Below are 14,531 nucleotides of genomic sequence, written 5' to 3' on the forward strand. Positions count from 1 at the left end.
GCAACCCGAGCACTACTGGCGGGACGGTCGGTTTGAGGACCAAGTTCGACTGACGCGCACGCCGGAGGGTCGTTCAAGGGGGCGGTCCTCCGGTCTTTGGCAACGACGCCGACACCACAGAGAGAGGAGAAATCGAAATGACCCGTTATCTGAAGAAGTGTGCTGCCGCTGGGTTGATCGTGCTGAGCATGACAAGCTTCCTGTCCGATGCCCACGCCGGAGACTGGTGGAGCAGGAATGTCGCTCCCATCGGCAAGGGGATCAACAAAACGTTCAACTCGATTGTGAAGAACCCGGTGGAGGTTCTTCCCGTCTGCTGGGGGCACCCACAGGATTGCCGACCCGAAAACATGCCAGGAGACGCCAAGACCACGCCAGCCAAGACTTCGGACAGCGCGACCTCGATCTGCGTGCAGCCCGATGGGCAGGGCGGCGCCATCGCCTGGTTCTACCCGTTCCGTCCCGAGCAGTATCAGCAGAACGGTGTCCTCACGGTGACCAATCTGCAGCAGTGCGAAGAGCGCACGATCTCTGGTCCCGTCTTGCCTGCCAACAAGCTCACCATTGCTCCGACGGGCTGGACGGAGACGGTTTTCCCCAACGGAACGAAATTGTGGACGATGCGCGGGCGCATCCTCTGACCAGTTGTGGACCCCTCTGGCTCGCACAGATCGCGAGCCAAGGGCAAGACTGTCCTTTCCCACCAAGAAACCGATCAGGAAAACACAATGCGCTATTTCATCCTAGCCGTCGGCGTCATCATTGGATTCCCCGTCATCCCAGCGATGGCGCAGAACCACACCGACAATCCCCCGGTTCGTGGGCAATACATTTCGCCCTGCCACGACGGCAACACCTGCAACACGATGAATGTTGGTACGCTTGGCGGTACGCCGGGGCTGAACCCCGTGCCGGGCGGCTACCCTGGCGTGCCGTCCACTGTCGCTCCCCAGCCGCCTCCTTCGCAGCATTGACCGTCCCTGATGCCCCGGCCCTGCCGTGTGATTGCGGCAAGGCTGGCCCCGTTCAATCCATTCATGGAATCTTGTTATGTCCCGCGCGCCTACTTTCAAACGCGATACGTCCGCGGCTTAAGACTCTGCTTGATGCCTCGAGTCTTCCGCGCGAGGAAGCATGGGAGGGGCTGTCAGGGCAGAATGGCAGCGGAGTTAGCGGCGCCATTCGATAAGTCCAAAGCGACTGCCAAGATGATGGAGTCGTAGGCGAGCCAGTGCATCACTCTGCGCTGACGAGCTCGTTATCCTTTCTTTCGGCTGCCGCCGGCCCAATCACAGCCGGAATGACTGGCCCAGGCCAAAGTGAAATTGCTGTCGCGAACATGGCCTCCGCTCGCCTCAAGATCGCGTCCTCATCCCACCGCCCTTGTTCGAGAACGAAACGGTTGAGCTCGATGTGAGTGTTTGCGAGCTTTGCCTTCTTTTCTCGGAACGGCAGATTGCCCAGTTCGGTGTTGTAGCCAGTCAGTGATAAATTGCCGAAAGTGTCCTTCAGCCGCGCGTGCACCGAGTCTGCGTGTGGACCAACTTCGTTCTCCCACTCTGCGGTCATGGTCTGCGGCATGAGATGCTCAATCGTCGCATTGCTTAAATCGACACGCTCCTTATGCCCGAAGGCTTCCTCAAGCCGGAGCAATATGTAGCGGGTATATCCGCGCCCATACTGCGCGAGCTTTTTGAAGTTCTCACCGAAATCAGCATCGTTCGGGAAGCGTCGTCCACCTGCACCTGCGGACATCGATGTATGCAGCCAATCGACGTGATTCTCTTGCGGAAATTGACGCGCCCACTGTAAAAAGAGCTTGTTCAGCGCATTGGTGGGGACGACAGAGACAGCCCTGCGCACTACGAACGATTCTATGAGAGCAAGGCATCTTTCGAGATCATCAATGCTGATCTTGTCGGAATGTCGCGCCTCGAAAAGCCGAAGAAGTAGAGGATAAGAGGTTCCCACGTCCAGGGTTTTCAGACTTGTGAGACGCTTTCGAATAGATGGCGTCTGTTCCAAGGACGGATTTAGTATACTCGCGTAGATGACGGAGAAATTAGTCATCCGGATCAATTCAGCCTCAACTTCGGCCGGTGCGGACATCCCTTTGAGCAGGCCCTTCGTCGCGACGTAAATACCGCGTTGATAGACGTTATCCCCGCCCTTCATCGCGTAGTGACGGAGGAATTCAGTAATGTTTTCCCCGAGGCGCTGCTCCATTGGAGCCCAATATCTGGTGTAGATTCGTTCTTGCTCGCCGCCCGCCGACATCGAATGACGGAACCTCATCAGGATGTAATTGCGGACCAGGTCGGCTTGGGTGAGTGGCTCACCCTTGAAGTTGAGGCTCTCGAAGATGAGGTACGGATCGTCGTCGTCGCCCAGGTTGATCATAACCACTTGCAACGCCCGCTCGACAGTCGTGAGTATCTTAGCGCAGTCGATCGGGTCGCCGTTCGGATCAATGCCTCGGAGCAGCTGGTTCTTGAAGTAAGCGTATGCCTCCGACATGAGGCTTTGATCGTCAGAGACGGTGCGATCCAGGATCATCGCGCGATATCGATCACGGTCGATTTGGGTCGGCACGAACTTCAATGTATCTTCGGGATCGCGGAACCGGTTCGTAAGATAGACCTCCTGAATCCGATCGGAGGAGTTCTTGTCGAGCGTGTCGCGGAGAGCGGCGAGGAGAATGGAAATTGTGGTGAGGCGCTGTTGCCCGTCGATGATCAGATATTTGCTGACGCCGACGGGGACGCTGCGTGCAGGAACGGATACGATGGTGCCCATGAAATGGGCGGACTTGTCGTCGGAGTCGTATTGGACCAACACGTCATCCCATAGGGTTTTCCAGTTCGGCAAACGCCACGAGTACGGCCGTTGGAATAGCGGAATAAGGTTTTGCTTCTCGCCGTTAAAATACTGAATAACCTGCGCAGGTGAAGCTTCCACGATTTCCCCCAAATTCGATCTCTGTGACGTCTATCAGAGATTGAGGCTGCTGCAATAGCCTGGGCCGGTGAACTACCCACTGCTGACATCGTGCCAATTAGACTGTCTGGCAATGATCGAACTGGGGAATGCCTTTAAGAGTAAATCGCGGTAAGTTAGCCAGTGCTAACGCACGCATCATAGTCGCCGCTGCGACAGCGTCGACAAGGCGGACGCATTGGCCATACAGTTGAGTGGCATTTATTCACTGGATGGATACGCAGAAGCTGGACGACCATATGCGCGCATCACTGATACTGTGTACTGTTTCGGTGCTTTTCGTTCCACAGGCTTACGCTGGTGGCCCACTTGCCGAGAAGATACGAGAGAATCCGACCTGCCCGCAATTCAACGACGGATGCAGCATCTGCGAAATCAGCCAGGGCGTCGCGTCATGCTCAAGTCCCGCGATCGCCTGCACCGAAACCGAATGGCATTGCGCCCTCGATCCTTCGAAAACGGGGCAGTCATCAGAAGGTGGACAGCTTACTTCTCATTGATCGGAATCCGCGTACCGGCGCTCGTGAGCCGTCGCTAGGGTCTGGCGAGGCTTACCTTCTTTCCAACATGATCGCGCCATAGCCCGAGCCGTTTTATTCGATATTCAACAAGTTCCGGTGAGGTCCCGAAGAAGGACGCGATTTCGGGAGCACTCTTTCCATCTGAGACCATACGCCGGATCGCATCTCTTGGAAGCAAAGTGGCCGATGCGAGAAAATAGGCGTCGTGCTCTTCAGCGCTGTCATATGTCCGGCCGAAGGACCCAGCGATCTTGGCTATTTTAGTTAGCTTGTGCCCAGAAAGAATGTGCCAATATTCCTCAAGAAGCGTTACTCTTTGCCTCTCAACAGTGTGGTAGTCGTTTAGGAAGACAACCCAGCTATCCTCATCAGCACTTAAGGGAACGCTCATCGCAGACCACTCGTTGTGCGAAGGTCCCGCAAGGACACGTTTTGTCCTTTCCGGAATACAAGATGAGTCCTGCAGTCGCTCTACCGTGACGGAATCAACGTCCAAATAGAATGGATCCAGTGGATCGTTCTTCTTCAATCCGAGATCCCTTCGGAAATCTTCGGCCGTCTGCTCCAGTTCCTCCTTAGACATTGCGATAACGTCCGCATCTGTCGGCCCGCTGCTAGGTTCGGTTATGTCACCCTTCGCGTAGTGCTGACGAAGGCACACGGCTGCCTGCAGGAGGGTTTGCACGGTCCCGGAGGATGCGTTCTTTCCAGCACGGAAGTGGACAAATGCCACCCGGTCAAAGCCAAGCTCATGCCCATCTGCGTCCGGGCCGAGCCACTCGAGCAGCCTAATTTTTGAATTGTTGTCGGGCGATCCGTCGCCCCGCTCGATTCGGGCCAAGGTGGAGAAGCTGATCCCCACAATTCCCGACAATGCTCTTATGCTGAGACCTTCGCGCTCTCGCTTCTCGCGGACCGCTCCAACGAGTTTTTTTTCGAATTCGTCCATGTTCACCAATTGTGCAATCAGCACACCTTGACACACTTCGCCCCGTTATGCATCCTGTGCTGGTGACACAGACTCGCACATCGGCAAGCAAAATGGAAGTGTTGTTGACCGACGATGCTCGGGCTGAGTTGCAGCGGATTGGCGACGGTTTGGACGCGCGCCAGCCCGTGGCGGTGAGGGACGAGGGTATCGTAGTTCTCGGCCCACAGCCCACCTCAATGCCGGTCCAGGAGAAAAGCAATGAACAACAGCAAGGAACGCCAGGACCCGCAGCCCGACCACGGCAAGGGCCCGCCCGACGGCAAAGGTCGTCCGATCGATCACGGCCGCCCCGTGCCGGATCACGGATCGTCGGCCTCGCCGGCAACTACACCGGGCAGCTAGAGAATGTGCAACGGGCATACCCCGGCGCAACTCTCCTCCCCGATGATCACGGAGTATGGCTTCTCGCTCGCAGCCAAGTGATAGAGGGCTCAGCGCGAGAAGCCAAATTCCTCATTGCGTTACCAGAAACGCCAGCGGTGGAGCCGCGTGGATGGGCGTTCTGGCAGCAAGATGGGCAGGTTGAATGGATCGGCCCGCGACACACCAATTTCCCTGATGGCTCGGTGTGCGCTTATCACCCCATGCTCGACAAAGCTTGGTCGCCTGGCGGTGATTTGTGCACGTTGCTCGATCTTTATAGCGTATGGGCGCTTCGCCACCTTCATTTGCTGGTGTTTGATCGGTGGCCGGGACGCCAGTATGCGATGCCTGACGAACTGGGCCAATCTGATCCCTATTATCGGCTAACGCAGTTTAAGGGGGCCGAGCTTTGCAGCTGTGGATCAAATCGGCGCTATGGCGAATGCTGCAGGCTGCATGACCTGAATCGGCCCTTCCTGTCGATTCTGCAGACCTTCAAAATGCGTAATCTCGGTCTCAGCATCCATGATCGAGCGCCCCCAGCCGAAATTGCAGCGTTGATCGCCCAAGAAGGGCAAAATCCCCCACCTCCCATCTTGGAGGTTCACTCTACTCTACGAGCACATGTCGCAGACCTCAGCAGGCAATCTTAGTCTCGCACGACTTAAGCGGCGCTAGTTGTAGTGACGGCATCCGGGACGATCCCCGCTTTTCAACTGTCAACGAGGCAGACGATCAGGTTTTAGGGGTCTCTGAAAATTCAAGGCAAGCAGTCACTGAGCGACAATGCGCAGCGCGTTTAACGTTTCGGGCGTAATCGTTCCTGTGACCTTGAGGTTGTAGTCTGACTGTAGCTTCATCAGGCCCGACCTCATTTCGGGGTTCATCGCACCGTCCAGCTCCCCCGTGTAGTAGCCGTAAGCTAGCATCGCGAACTGAACCTGAAGAACGATTTCCTTGAACTTGTTGGCGTTGCCGGGAAGCGTCGTCAGAGGTGCCGACACAGGCGGTCTAGTTGCGGGTGGTTGATACGCAGGTGCCTGTGGCTGATAGGTTGGCGCGGAATATACGGGCGCCCTAGGCAGATAAATTGTGCCTCCTGATGATGATCGGTGGCTGCTGTGCGAACGATGGCTGCTATGCGATCTATGGCCGGCCAATGTGAATTTGTGATCGAGCTTGAAAATGTCGAATAGCGACTTTGACTTACCTCCTTCACCGGGCGGTACAAGCGGCATCGCGATGCTTTCAACCGGCATGAACCCGGCTGCGATCAAGGAGGGGATCGTGAAAATTCGTCTCTTCATGCGACACCGAACCTTCCATACCCGTGCGCTTTTGGATGCCATTCGAAGAAACCGCCGCACTCGTTGCGAAGACTGCAATCGGCGCAATCTTCTGCGTAGGCTCGTTTCCAGTCTGAGATCGTGGACGGTGCGAAAGTTCGATATTCAGCTGGAACGGTGCACAGCGGAAAATTGTACAGTCTAGTGTTGATGCCACGGCTGATGGAAAAATCCAGAGCCCTGCCCACCAAATCGAAGCCCACAGAACTATCGAAAAACAACAAACCCCAGTTTTGTCGGCCATAGCCGATATTTTCGAGCTGCATGATTGCCCATGTATCGATGAATGGTAGGGCAACCGCCACGAACTTTGCCAAGTCCAGCAGCACGGGTGCGTTGGGTTTCACCAGCACTGTCCGCAGCTCAATTTTTGCCCCAGCTTCGCAGAGGACGGAAAGGTTCTTTCTGACCTGATCGAAGGCTCCCGGCTTGCCCACAATCTGATCGTGGATGGTGCTATCGCTCGAGTAAATCGGGATGCCCCAAAGGATTCGGCTCAAATCCAGATCGCGAAGCCGCGGGATATCGGCACGATCAAAATGCTGGGCGTTGGTCAGGACGTGAAAGTCAATGTCGCGCCGCCGCTCCATGGTCTCCCGCAAGAATTCGAACAGCTCCGACTTGAAAAGCGTAGGCTCTCCACCTGACAGGCCTATTGTTGAATTCTCCGGGGCCAGAAACACGGCCGTCTCGAAAAACGGAAACATGTCGACGTGATGCTTTTTCGGCGGCTGCGAGCACATTACGCATAGTTGGTCGCAACGTTCAGTGATCAAAAGCGTGTTGTGCTGGGAATTCGCCCGAATTAGCCGATGTGCTGTTTTTCGCGATGGCACGACGAACACGATATCGCCGTCAACTTCGGATGGATCGACCCCAAACACGCGAAGATTGCCAGTCGCCCCGGTAAAGAGCGCGTTTTCTCCGTCGGCAGTTTCCAATGCTGCATCGAGATAATCGAAATTCCCTGGTGGTCCAGGCATTCCTTCGAACGACCGCAACCGAACCACATATGGATCAACAGCGTCAGCATCGACTTTTAGCCGGAGCGGGATCATGCATGCACCGGGATCATGTGATCCCCCCAAGAGGGTACTCGAGCCCATTTGGCTACCGACTTTAGCGCAGGCTCATCGCGTCGACGGATGACTTCAACGATCTTGTCGAAGAGGGACATGTGTCGCTGGCAGAACCAAGTATCGGTACGAGCTAGGTCAATTCGCCCATCCCTCGATAGGTCATCGACAACGTCTGTCCCGCAGAACGGTTGATAGACGCAATGGATGCAGTCTGGGGTCGAAGTTGTTGAGCGAGGCGTGGTTAAGCAACTGCACCTTGGCCTGGTCTATGCCGGTCGTCACCGTGCCGACCGACAAATCGACGCGCCCTATGCGCGACAGCATCCGGGCTTCGTCCGTCGGGTAAAGCTGCCCGTCGTGATCGATAACGATATAGTCTGACGCGAAGAAATTGGGATTGCGTAGGTCGACATGGTCGTCCGCTCCTGATCTCAGGAACCGTCTTAGGCATTGGCTAAAATAGTATTCCTCGACATAGCGTCCCGTGCGGTGGTTCCGACCAATCAGGTAGTCGATGAAGCTGGAATGAAGCGTGTTCCACTTGGATATCGAACGCGGATCGCTTCTTCGGCGACGGGCAAACCCTTGGTGGTTGATAGGCCTCAAATAGATGGTTTGCATCCCGAAGCTCTCGAAATTGCTGACCAGCTCCTCGAAGTCTGGCGGCTCATCAACGTCGAGTGTCGGCAGTGCCGTTACCTTGCCCGGTCCAAGGCGCTGCACAGCCTCGGTTAGGTTTCTAAAGAACGCGTCGGTTGCCAGATCATCATGGGTGCGCTGGCGTTGATGGGTGCCTCGATCTCCATCTAACGATGTACTGACAAAGGTGTCCTCTTGGTCCAGGAAGGCCCATTCTCGATCACCCAAGCGTTGTAAATTCGTGCAGACGACAAATTGGCTGCCTGGAAACCTCGTGCGGACGAACGAGCGAACCTGTTCAAGCAGATCAATCCGCAGCAAAGGCTCGCCGCCCTGAAACTCGACCTTGATCTGCGAACCCTTCATCGCTCCGATGAAGCTGAGCGTCGCAGTCAGCGATTCGTCGGTCCAGTCGAAACCTGTTGCTGTTTCAGGCGCTCGTGAAACCTGACAATAGCCACACGTCAAATTGCAGCGCAGTGTTGGAACAAGAATGACGTACGAAAGCTCCTTTTGCGTTGCCTGCCGTTGTGTCCATCGATAGGTAAACGCTGTCCAGTCGGGATCGCCTTCCCGTTCGAAAGCATGACCGTTTCCACGAAGAAAGGACTGATCAGCAGGCGACAATTCTCCGTTGGCATACCGTTCGAGAAATGACCGATCGCTGAAGAAGAACCCGCCGGCATCGTCAGCGAACAAAAATTCTCCGTCGCCAGACTCGCGAAACTTAAGCGGCCAAACCGTCATTTCGCAGTCACCGCATCGATCAGGGCTCGCCGAAGCGGCAGTGTCTCAGCGTAGATTTTCTCTCGATAAACCGTATGGAGCACGTTCTTCCGTAGGTCGTCTAAATCGTCGAGGGTAACAGAGGCGATCTCGATGCCAGCGGCAGTAGCCCTGAAGCGGAGAGCCGGATACTGAGTTTGAACGCGAAGCAGTGCGCCTTCCACGAAACTTCGAAAGCTCTGTGGAATGTCGATTGTAGCTTGCTCGAGAACGCGATCATCCACCCCTTGGAACCCTCTCCCGACCCGACGGCCAATATACTGGAAATTTTCGCCTTGAACATCGGACCGTGTTTCACTGTTCCCAACGTAGAAGGTTGAGTCCAACCAGCGGAGGACCGAAGCTGGACAAATATGGGCCGCCCTCTGCGCTTGGCAGCTAACGGATAACCAATGCCGCCCCTGTTGTGCTGGTCATTCTACTCCTTCACCAAAAACCTCACGCGCGCCTTGCATCTGCACACCAACAGTGTTTTTGTTGGCCAGCATTACCTGGGAGGGCGATATGAGAACAGCAATTTTGGCCGCATTGACGTTTTTGGCTATGGTTCTTTCGATCAATGCTTATGCGCACAGCGGCGGCACCGACGCCAACGGGTGCCATACGAATCACAAGACCGGCGAGTACCATTGCCACTAGGCAAGCAGATGCCGTGGTGTCGAGGCGGATGGGGAAAATCAAGCAAGCGTGCCTGAGGCCTTACCTCGCAGCGGGTGCAGATGAGAATCCGAGCGATGGCTCGCTTGGCGGCCGTGACGCTTACGGTGGCGTTCGGCACTCCGTGCCTTGCGCAGCAGACCTTTGGGGGAAATGCCTGCACCGAGGATTGTTCTGGCCACAAGGCGGGCTACGACTGGGCCCAGCAAAACCAGATTACCGACGACAGTGATTGCAGTTCAAATAGCCAATCGTTCAATGAGGGCTGTCAGACGTACGTGGAAGATCCTTCTCGGGGTTCGGACGAGGACGATCAAGGCGAAGAGATTGACGACTGAGTTGTCACTGGCCGGAGGCTAACCCAGCGGCCGCATGGCGTCACCGTGTTCACGCGGGTGTGCCAGGGGCAAATTCGTAAAACTCAATCTTCGCAACGATTTCCGTCATCGCGTAGTGGACAAACTGCTGCCCAAGATCTGTCAGCTGATAGGGTTCAACCTCGTCAAATGCCGACTTTGCAGTGCGCGGCGCCTGTCCCGGCCTTGATTTGTTGGCTGGAGGTTTCCGTAGAAAATTCCCTGCATAATCCGTCTGTCGAACCTGCCGGATAACCCCGCCTGTACTTAGGTCGCGAACCAGCATCTTGAACAAATCTGCTTCCGCGGAATCTTCCCTGACTTCAGGCTTCGATAGGTTGTCCCAAATTCCACCGCGTGTGATGCCCGGATTACGGTAGATTTCCCCGATCACTTCGAAATGGAAATCTGAATACAAATTGATCCAATCGATAAACAGACGGACGACATCGTCGGATGTTGTCTTAGCCGCTGCGGCGTTGGCAAGGATATTCCGGATCCTCTGCCGCTTGTATTCAGTGTCGATCGACGACCAATTGCGGAACGCCTTTTTCATGAGAGCCTGGTATTCCGGGGACTCTATGCGCTCCTTTACCTTCTCGTCATTCATATCGAGACGCGCGACGATCTCCGCTATCGTTTTTCCCTTCTCGCGAAGTTCGTCCTCGAGCATCTGCAGCCATTGCCGCAGAATGTTGGTGACCTCCTCTTGTTCGTTTTCGGACCAGTAGCCGACGCCCGCCGAGATCAGGCCCCCTACAAATGGAATGGCTCCGGCGATTGCATTGATGGCCGCACGCGCAGCCTTCTTCTTGCTGTCTGGATCCAGCTCCTCTTTGTCGATTTTGTTTATTTCCACCATCGGAGCAACGCCAAATCAGCGCTATGCGCGAGTCGAACTGCCGGACAAACTCGATTGTCCTGGCTCCTCGAATTTTTTCAACGCCACGAATGCGAATGTTTCTTGATGCCGTCGTGCTCCGTCAAACCATTCGCAAATGGCCTCTCCAGTCATGCCTTTGCCCGTGTAGATCATTTTCTTTCCACCCGTGCGGTGCGCGACTTCGTCGCCGACGGTGAAATCGTCCTCAGTCATCTTAGCCTCCACGTGTCGAATCGCTGCGTCAGCCTGCGCTCACGCTGCATACCTCGCTACCGAATATGAAAGGTCTCCCCGCAATTCACAGTCTTAATCACAGGAGCACGGGCACCATGAGCCCGGTTGCAGTCATCGTGTCAAATTTTTCCGAGAAGCGTTTGCAACGGATTCCGGACACGCGAGGCAGGGCTTTTGAATTTCTTGAATGCCGCGGCATAAAATGCGTCCATGCCGTTAAGCGGGTCGGCTCCGCGGTCGGCGCGTAACGCCAACTCCTGGAGAATGGCGAGGTTGACACGCGGCTGGATCTTTCGGGTGTCGATCCAATCGTCATCTGGCAGCGTGTAATCGATGTGCATGTGACCGTCCAACCAACGCCTTAAGCCGGCGAAATTTGGATTGTTTGCATAGCGAATGGCGTCAACGCTGAGACCGGCAATTACATCAGCAATCTGAAGCGTGGGATTGTCGATCGAAGTGCCGAATCGGATCGGCTGCGCAAGGTTGGCCTTTAGTGTCCTCGGGTTTTGGCCATCATTGATCGGAATTGCTTCTGTTCTGCCGACAAAGCCATTAAATGAGTCAACCATAGCTCCAAGGGGCTTTGACTCGTCGCATAAGACGTCCAGCCTAGCGTGGCGATGCCCCCAGCCGGTCAATAGCAAGCTCCACAAAGCTGTGGCCGTGAGGTCGAGGGTCCACTTACCAACAGGGTTCTCATCCTCCTGAAGGTGGGTAGACTCCTCCGCAATTTTCGCAGCAAAACCCTTCGCAAACCGCAGCACACAGTTCACAACGATGTGCGCATGATTTCCTTGGTGACTGCCGTCGAAAAGTGCAGGTGCGTCTTCCGGTTTGAAGCTGCGCATAAAGGTTTGGAGCTCGGTCGCAATTTGATGCACCGGCTGCCCGTTTGTGTACATTATCCGGTGGAGCGCGTTCATGACGAAGCGGTGAAGATTGTAGCGGTAAAAAAGGGCGCTGTTTTCCGCGAGAACAGGCTCGAAAATATATTCGTAAGCCTTTCCGCCGAGATTGAGCCGCTTGTCGCAGATCATCACCATGGCACGCCCTCTAAGCCGCGTTGCCAAGCCCTGAGCAATTTCGATCCAGTTCTTTCGTTTGCGCAAAAGCCCGGCTTTTAGCTCGGGTGACTGGACTTTGTATTTTGCTCGCATCTCTTCAACAATCACCTTGCCCTCGTCAGCCGTGAGGTCGATCGCCGCATATGCGAAAATGGTTTGGTCTTCATCCAGCAATTTTGGTCCGGTAAAGCCGGCTTCGTCGCAAGAGATCAGAGCTGGGGGCTTTAGCAAGGAGGCCGACTCATCGTTAGGTTGTTCCGCCGCTTAAGCGGCATTCGAAAGCGCTTGTCGGACCTCTTCCGGAACGAGGCCAAATTCGGAAAAGAAGCTTTGATTTTTTAGCTCGGCATCCCGAAAAACCTTCTGATAGCTCAAAACTCTGATCGAAGCGCGATGTTTTGGCGAGGAACCGCAACACCCTATGCCGTCCCGGCAGTTGGTGTTTGGGCGACGCTGCGTTCAAAGCTCTTCCTTGAGCCAGCACTCAGATTGTATGCAACGATGCATCCGACCGGTGTCTGACTGTCAATTGCCGAGACAATTTCATCTTCAATATCTTGCCGCACTCGCTGATGCAGTTCTTGTTTGTTTACGTTAGGCCTCGTTTGGATCTGTATTTGGATACAGCGGGCGATGCCGTTCCTCTGGGGTCTTCCAAGATCGAAAGAATTCAAGTGGATCTTGAGTACCCAAGAAGTCTCGCGCAAGCTTCAGCCGTTCCAGTACGGCACCTCTATCATCATCGGGTAACTCGTGGGCGCGCTGCTCCACTCCCACAAGGAAGCGCTCGACGCTCATTAAGTGCGACCATTGCTGGATGACCTTGCCCAAGTAGTCTTTGCTGTCCTGAATTGACTGGTCAACGCGACGACGATCCTCCTCCCTGCGCCGCCGTTCTTCAGCTGCCTCTCTTTCGATGCGCTCGATTTCCGCCTGTCGATCGGCTTCCTCCAGCTTTGCAACCATATCGACAGCCGCCCCCTCAACTGACTGCACAATCGACTTCACCGACGGGCGAAGTGATTTCTGCTTTGTCTCCTGCCAGTCTGAGGACCATGTAACCCGCCAATAGGGAGAGTACGCTATCAGCCTCAACCTGCCTGTGGGCAGTGTTCTGGTAGTGGTCCACGTATAGTCGCGTGAACGCACCGGCGGGACATAATCGGCATCCCGAATGTATTTGCCATTGACGTGGCGCATCAGGACATCCTCGGACATCTCAACGACCGAAAGACCGATGGCCACGCTGCCAATGTAGACGACCGTCGGTCTGTTCGGGGACCAGAAACCGCTATGGTAGTAAAGATTGCGGTCCTTGCTGCGAACCTCGCGTTCGTCAGGAGTCGTTCCGTGCAAATGCTCGTCAGGTGGGGCAATGACGACCCTGTGTCCGACGGATTCGAAGGCATTGAAAAGGTCACTGGCGAAATCGAGCACCTTATCGAGACAAGGTTTGGATGTCGTGACGTCAACCAGAAGCTTCTTGAACGGCCTTAGATACGCTCCCTCGTCCACAGGCCTGCTGTTCTCGAAATGCTCCTTGGCCCCACGGACCAAGCCATGAACATTGGTCCTAGGAATGCGTACCGCGGTGTCCGATCGGCGCCGAGGCGGTAGCCGCGGCTTTGGTGGCATCGGTAGCTCGCCATCCTTCAACCAAGATGTCTGGTCTCCGGGTCGAGCTTCCGGCAATGGGTCTGCCTTGGAAGCTCTCCCGACAGCGAGCTTGGACCAATAACCACGTTCAGGTCGAGGAACGTTCAGAACGGTGCAGACGCGAGCTAAATAGCTGCTTGAAACCTCGAACCGCTCAGCGACCTTCGTCATGGGTTCGGACCAGACCAGCCGGTACAGCTCTTCTCTCGATATCACGTCAGCTTCTCCTCCTGGGACTCAGGCGCCGTTGTCTCGGACCGCATTTATGGAGGAGCCCTTAAAACATAAACCAGCGTTTATGTTTGACGAGGCTCATGAAATACGTCGGCTATTATCGGGTTTCGACCAAAAAACAGGCTCGATCCGGCCTCGGGTTAGAGGCTCAACAGCAGATGGTTCGGCAATTTGCTGATGCCCATGGGGAGCTGGTCGGAGAGTTCGTCGAGGTGGAATCTGGCAGGAACGATCGACGAGTTGAACTGGCAAAAGCGATAAACGCGGCGAAAAAAGCCGGAGCTTCCCTGTTGATCGCCCGTTTGGATCGCTTTTCCAGGCGTGTCAGCTTCATTTCGGCGATGATGGAGAAGGGAGTTCGTCTCGTTATCGTCGAGATGCCTAATGCCACGGACTTTCAGCTACATATTTTCGCAGCTCTGGCTCAGGAGGAGCGAAGGCTGATTTCAGAACGGACGAAAGCTGCATTGGTCCAAGCTAAGCGTAGAGGAGCCGTGCTTGGAAAAAATGGAAGCGTCTTGGCAGCAGCAAATAGCGCGAGGGCAGTGAGGTTTGCGAACCAAATTCGCGGTTCCCTTCCCGCCACGTGGCCATCGATGTCATATTCAGAGCTGGCTCGCCACTTGAACGAGGCGGGTCTCGTCACGGTAAACGGCAACCGCTTTTATCCTCAGACAGCCAAGAACTTGATTACCGTCCTCTTGTCTCCGCTATAGGCGCTC

18 protein-coding genes are annotated in these 14,531 nt (G+C 55.3%); 6 read left to right on the forward strand and 12 right to left on the reverse strand.

Going from position 1 to position 14,531, the window contains the following annotated elements:
- Positions 1–137: 137 nt before the first annotated feature.
- Both EN786_RS25205 and EN786_RS25210 read left to right on the forward strand, forming a co-directional pair.
- On the forward strand, positions 138–641 hold the full coding sequence (locus EN786_RS25205; protein WP_127309213.1) for a hypothetical protein: 504 nt from the start codon (positions 138–140) through the stop codon (positions 639–641).
- 87 nt (positions 642–728) lie between these two features.
- Complete coding sequence (locus EN786_RS25210) at positions 729–974, forward strand: hypothetical protein (protein WP_127309214.1); 246 nt, start codon at positions 729–731, stop codon at positions 972–974.
- 262 nt (positions 975–1,236) lie between these two features.
- Here the strand turns inward: EN786_RS25210 and EN786_RS25215 are convergent, their stop codons facing one another.
- Both EN786_RS25215 and EN786_RS25220 read right to left on the reverse strand, forming a co-directional pair.
- Entirely contained in the window at positions 1,237–2,958 is a 1,722-nt protein-coding gene (locus EN786_RS25215) for a DUF262 domain-containing protein (protein ID WP_189524303.1), read from the reverse strand.
- Between the two features lie 573 nt (positions 2,959–3,531).
- Complete coding sequence (locus tag EN786_RS25220; RefSeq protein WP_127309217.1) at positions 3,532–4,467, reverse strand: XRE family transcriptional regulator; 936 nt, start codon at positions 4,465–4,467, stop codon at positions 3,532–3,534.
- Positions 4,468–4,707: 240 nt separating this feature from the next.
- Here EN786_RS25220 and EN786_RS37800 point away from each other — a divergent pair, with 240 nt between their 5' ends.
- Complete coding sequence (locus EN786_RS37800) at positions 4,708–4,851, forward strand: hypothetical protein (protein ID WP_189340264.1); 144 nt, start codon at positions 4,708–4,710, stop codon at positions 4,849–4,851.
- A 443-nt stretch (positions 4,852–5,294) separates the two neighbouring features.
- On the opposite strand, the gene EN786_RS37805 is transcribed toward EN786_RS37800, so the two are convergent.
- From EN786_RS37805 to EN786_RS37810, 6 genes are all read right to left on the reverse strand, one after another.
- Complete coding sequence (locus tag EN786_RS37805) at positions 5,295–5,441, reverse strand: hypothetical protein (RefSeq protein ID WP_189340266.1); 147 nt, start codon at positions 5,439–5,441, stop codon at positions 5,295–5,297.
- A gap of 204 nt (positions 5,442–5,645) precedes the next feature.
- Positions 5,646–6,179, reverse strand: a complete 534-nt coding sequence (gene hxsA / locus EN786_RS25225; RefSeq protein ID WP_135908973.1) for a His-Xaa-Ser repeat protein HxsA — start codon at positions 6,177–6,179, stop codon at positions 5,646–5,648.
- Positions 6,176–7,276, reverse strand: coding sequence for a His-Xaa-Ser system radical SAM maturase HxsC (gene hxsC, locus EN786_RS25230; protein WP_127309219.1), 1,101 nt, complete (start codon positions 7,274–7,276; stop codon positions 6,176–6,178). Before hxsC ends, hxsA begins: the two co-directional genes overlap by 4 nt.
- 180 nt (positions 7,277–7,456) lie before the next feature.
- Complete coding sequence (locus EN786_RS25235; protein WP_245478151.1) at positions 7,457–8,683, reverse strand: radical SAM protein; 1,227 nt, start codon at positions 8,681–8,683, stop codon at positions 7,457–7,459.
- On the reverse strand, positions 8,680–8,946 hold the full coding sequence (locus tag EN786_RS25240; protein ID WP_127309220.1) for a hypothetical protein: 267 nt from the start codon (positions 8,944–8,946) through the stop codon (positions 8,680–8,682). Before EN786_RS25240 ends, EN786_RS25235 begins: the two co-directional genes overlap by 4 nt.
- 189 nt (positions 8,947–9,135) lie before the next feature.
- A complete protein-coding gene (locus EN786_RS37810; RefSeq protein WP_189340273.1) occupies positions 9,136–9,282 on the reverse strand; it encodes a hypothetical protein in 147 nt (48 codons plus the stop codon).
- Here EN786_RS37810 and EN786_RS39485 point away from each other — a divergent pair.
- Both EN786_RS39485 and EN786_RS25250 read left to right on the forward strand, forming a co-directional pair.
- Positions 9,266–9,361 (forward strand): YHYH domain-containing protein, encoded by a 96-nt coding sequence (locus EN786_RS39485; protein WP_348627055.1) that lies wholly within the window; start codon positions 9,266–9,268, stop codon positions 9,359–9,361. The genes EN786_RS37810 and EN786_RS39485 overlap by 17 nt on opposite strands.
- Before the next feature lie 95 nt (positions 9,362–9,456).
- Positions 9,457–9,717: a hypothetical protein gene (locus tag EN786_RS25250; protein WP_245478152.1), complete on the forward strand. Its 261-nt coding sequence runs from the start codon at positions 9,457–9,459 to the stop codon at positions 9,715–9,717.
- Between the two features lie 49 nt (positions 9,718–9,766).
- On the opposite strand, the gene EN786_RS25255 is transcribed toward EN786_RS25250, so the two are convergent.
- The 4 genes from EN786_RS25255 to EN786_RS25270 form a co-directional block, all read right to left on the reverse strand.
- Positions 9,767–10,597 (reverse strand): hypothetical protein, encoded by an 831-nt coding sequence (locus EN786_RS25255; RefSeq protein ID WP_127309223.1) that lies wholly within the window; start codon positions 10,595–10,597, stop codon positions 9,767–9,769.
- A 21-nt stretch (positions 10,598–10,618) separates the two neighbouring features.
- The gene (locus EN786_RS25260; RefSeq protein WP_127309224.1) at positions 10,619–10,831 is read right to left on the reverse strand and encodes a DUF2158 domain-containing protein; all 213 of its coding nucleotides are present in this window, start codon (positions 10,829–10,831) and stop codon (positions 10,619–10,621) included.
- Positions 10,832–10,971: 140 nt separating this feature from the next.
- Positions 10,972–12,150 carry a DUF3800 domain-containing protein gene (locus tag EN786_RS25265; protein WP_281033864.1) on the reverse strand — a complete coding sequence of 393 codons (1,179 nt, stop codon included), beginning with the start codon at positions 12,148–12,150 and terminating at the stop codon, positions 10,972–10,974.
- Positions 12,151–12,513: 363 nt separating this feature from the next.
- Positions 12,514–13,434 carry a hypothetical protein gene (locus EN786_RS25270; protein WP_210212280.1) on the reverse strand — a complete coding sequence of 307 codons (921 nt, stop codon included), beginning with the start codon at positions 13,432–13,434 and terminating at the stop codon, positions 12,514–12,516.
- Positions 13,435–13,889: 455 nt separating this feature from the next.
- Between EN786_RS25270 and EN786_RS25275 the strand changes: the two genes are divergently transcribed.
- Positions 13,890–14,525, forward strand: coding sequence for a recombinase family protein (locus tag EN786_RS25275; protein ID WP_127309227.1), 636 nt, complete (start codon positions 13,890–13,892; stop codon positions 14,523–14,525).
- Positions 14,526–14,531 lie beyond the last annotated feature (6 nt).

This window comes from Mesorhizobium sp. M4B.F.Ca.ET.143.01.1.1 (genome assembly GCF_004792275.1).
Taxonomy (GTDB): Bacteria; Pseudomonadota; Alphaproteobacteria; order Rhizobiales; family Rhizobiaceae; genus Mesorhizobium; species Mesorhizobium abyssinicae.

Coding starts and splice junctions, on each gene's coding strand:
- EN786_RS25205 (WP_127309213.1), top strand. CDS start 138: ATGACCCGTTATCTGAAGAAGTGTGCTGCCGCTGGGTTGATCGTGCTG.
- EN786_RS25210 (WP_127309214.1), top strand. CDS start 729: ATGCGCTATTTCATCCTAGCCGTCGGCGTCATCATTGGATTCCCCGTC.
- EN786_RS25220 (WP_127309217.1), bottom strand. CDS start 4,467: ATGGACGAATTCGAAAAAAAACTCGTTGGAGCGGTCCGCGAGAAGCGA.
- EN786_RS37800 (WP_189340264.1), top strand. CDS start 4,708: ATGAACAACAGCAAGGAACGCCAGGACCCGCAGCCCGACCACGGCAAG.
- hxsA (WP_135908973.1), bottom strand. CDS start 6,179: ATGAAGAGACGAATTTTCACGATCCCCTCCTTGATCGCAGCCGGGTTC.
- hxsC (WP_127309219.1), bottom strand. CDS start 7,276: ATGATCCCGCTCCGGCTAAAAGTCGATGCTGACGCTGTTGATCCATAT.
- EN786_RS25235 (WP_245478151.1), bottom strand. CDS start 8,683: ATGACGGTTTGGCCGCTTAAGTTTCGCGAGTCTGGCGACGGAGAATTT.
- EN786_RS39485 (WP_348627055.1), top strand. CDS start 9,266: ATGGTTCTTTCGATCAATGCTTATGCGCACAGCGGCGGCACCGACGCC.
- EN786_RS25250 (WP_245478152.1), top strand. CDS start 9,457: ATGGCTCGCTTGGCGGCCGTGACGCTTACGGTGGCGTTCGGCACTCCG.
- EN786_RS25255 (WP_127309223.1), bottom strand. CDS start 10,597: ATGGTGGAAATAAACAAAATCGACAAAGAGGAGCTGGATCCAGACAGC.
- EN786_RS25260 (WP_127309224.1), bottom strand. CDS start 10,831: ATGACTGAGGACGATTTCACCGTCGGCGACGAAGTCGCGCACCGCACG.
- EN786_RS25275 (WP_127309227.1), top strand. CDS start 13,890: ATGAAATACGTCGGCTATTATCGGGTTTCGACCAAAAAACAGGCTCGA.